The organism is Bradyrhizobium nitroreducens, from assembly GCF_002776695.1.
GTDB classification, from domain to species: Bacteria; Pseudomonadota; Alphaproteobacteria; order Rhizobiales; family Xanthobacteraceae; genus Bradyrhizobium; species Bradyrhizobium nitroreducens.
Map to the genome: position 1 here is coordinate 7102718 of NZ_LFJC01000003.1, position 2202 is coordinate 7104919.

Sequence of the window (2202 nt, forward strand, 5' to 3'; positions counted from 1 at the left end):
ATGCCGGTTCTCCATGGTGGCGTGGCCCATATAGCAAAGCCTGGCCTCTCGCCCGGCCGCCTCGCGATAGAGCCGGCTGTCAGGGTCGCTGGTGCTCGCATGGGTGTCGTTCTTGCGCTTCTGGCCATGGAAGTTGGCGCCGTCATCATCGTCGCCGCTGCCGTCCTTGGGGCGAAAGCTCTTCTGTGAAGCCCAGGCCTCGATCAGCGTGCCATCCACCGAGAAGTGCTCGCTCGACAACAGGGGCTTCACATCCGGATGGTTCAGAAGCTTCGCCATGAACTTGGCGAACACCTCGCCGTTCTCCAACCGGGCACGGTTCTTCGTAAACGTTGTCGGGTCCCAGACCGGATCATCCGGCGAAAGCCCCACGAACCAACGATACAGCAAATTATAGTCCAGCTGTTCCATCAGCTGTCGTTCCGAGCGGATGCCATAAAAGGCCTGCAGCAGCAGAGCACTCAACAACTGCTCGGGCGGGATCGAAGGACGACCTTCCTTCGAATACAGCCCGCTCAATGTCCGGTTCAGATCGCTCAGAACGGCACGTACAAGATCTCGTATCTTGCGCAACGGGTGGTCCTTCGGAACCAGCGCCTCAGGCAAAACATACGAGAACAGTCCACCCTGATCCTCGAACTTGCCACGCATCCCCAGCCTCCGAGATCCAATGCAAATCAGTGAATCACGAAACTCCGACAAAAACGATAGTTTTTCAGCAGACTGCTAGAGCGTTTTCGAGCGAAGTGGACACCGGTTCGCGTGAAGAAAACGCGTCAAAACAAGAATCTAGAGCTTCGGTTCTGATTCAATCAGAACCGAAAATGCTCTAGTGTCCTGAACCAAAAGTTCGTGGCATTTTAGGCCTTGGCGGGCAAACTGTAAGCGCAGAAGCGCTCGATCGAACTAAGGATGTCGTCGGCTGATTTTGTCCATCGGAACGGCTTTGGTTTGGCGTTGTGAAGTTCGATGAAGGACTTAATGTCGGTGCGCAGCGCAGCCACGCTGCGATAGATACCGCGCCTGATTTTGCGCTCGGTGATGAGCGCAAAGAAACGTTCGACCTGATTGAGCCAAGATGAACTGGTTGGCGTCAGATGCACGTGCCAGCGTGGCCTCTTGGCCAACCAGTTGCGGATCAGCGGCGTCTTGTGGGTTGCGTAATTGTCCATGACAAGGTGAACGTCCAGACTGTCTGGAACAGCGGCTTCGATCTCATCGAGAAATTTGCGGAACTCCACGGCGCGATGGCGCCCATAACACTTGCCGATGACCCGGCCAGTTGCGATGTCGAGGGCAGCAAACAGCGAGGTCGTCCCGTGGCGCTTGTAATCGTGACTGCGGCGCGCCGCCTGGCCAGGCCGCATGGGGAACATGGGCTGGCTGCGGTCCAGCGCCTGGATCTGCGATTTCTCATCGACACACAGTACAATGGCGCGCTCGGGCGGGGCCACATAGAGGCCGACCACGTCGCGAACTTTGGCAACGAAATCTGGGTCGGTTGAGAGCTTGAAGGTCTCCAACCGATGCGGCTGCAGGCCGAAGGCGCGCCATATCCGCTGTACTGTCGAGACAGACAGCCCGCTGGCCCGTGCCATACCGCGTGAACTCCAATGCGTCGCATCGGCAGGCTTCGTCTCAAGGGTGCGGACGATCACCGCCTCGATCCGGGCATCCTCGATGGTGCGCGGCGTCCCTGATCGCGGCTTGTCCAAGAGACCTTCAAGTCGATGCTCGGCGAAGCGCAGACGCCATTTGCTAACCGTGTCAGGATCAATAGCCAGGCGGGCCGCCACGACCTTGCTCTGCTCGCCTTCAGCACAGGCCAAGATGATCCGAGCCCGCAGCGCCAACGCCTGCGCCGTGCTCCGGCGCGACGCCAGCGACGTCAACTCAGCGTGTTCCATCTCATCGAGCCCCAGCGGGGCAAAGCGTCGACCCATAACCGATCCTCCCCAAAATCGAGAGATTCCGCTAGGTTCGAGTCGATTTGGAGTCCGTCGAACTTCAGATTCGGGACAGTAGAGCGTATTCGGTTCTGATTGAATCAGAACCGAAGCTCTAGATTCTTGTTTTGACGCGTTTTCTTCACGCGAACCGGTGTCCACTTCGCTCGAAAACGCTCTAGCAGTCTGCTGAAAAACCGGCAAATTCGTTGCTGATTGGCGTTTGGGTTGGACCTTGGTCGGAAGTTTGATGTCG

General features: G+C 57.7%; 2 protein-coding genes. Both read right to left on the reverse strand.

Annotation, left to right across the window (positions count from 1 at the left end; translation table 11 throughout):
• The coding region (locus tag TSA1_RS33690; protein ID WP_210421916.1) for an IS5 family transposase at nucleotides 1–651 on the reverse strand (651 nt) is incomplete at its 3' end.
• 209 nt (nucleotides 652–860) lie between these two features.
• Nucleotides 861–1943, reverse strand: coding sequence for an IS630 family transposase (locus tag TSA1_RS33700; protein WP_100174551.1), 1083 nt, complete (start codon nucleotides 1941–1943; stop codon nucleotides 861–863).
• Nucleotides 1944–2202: the final 259 nt, after the last annotated feature.

Excerpts from the sequence above, each read along its gene's own strand:
- TSA1_RS33700 (WP_100174551.1), bottom strand. The coding sequence starts at position 1,943 with ATGGGTCGACGCTTTGCCCCGCTGGGGCTCGATGAGATGGAACACGCT.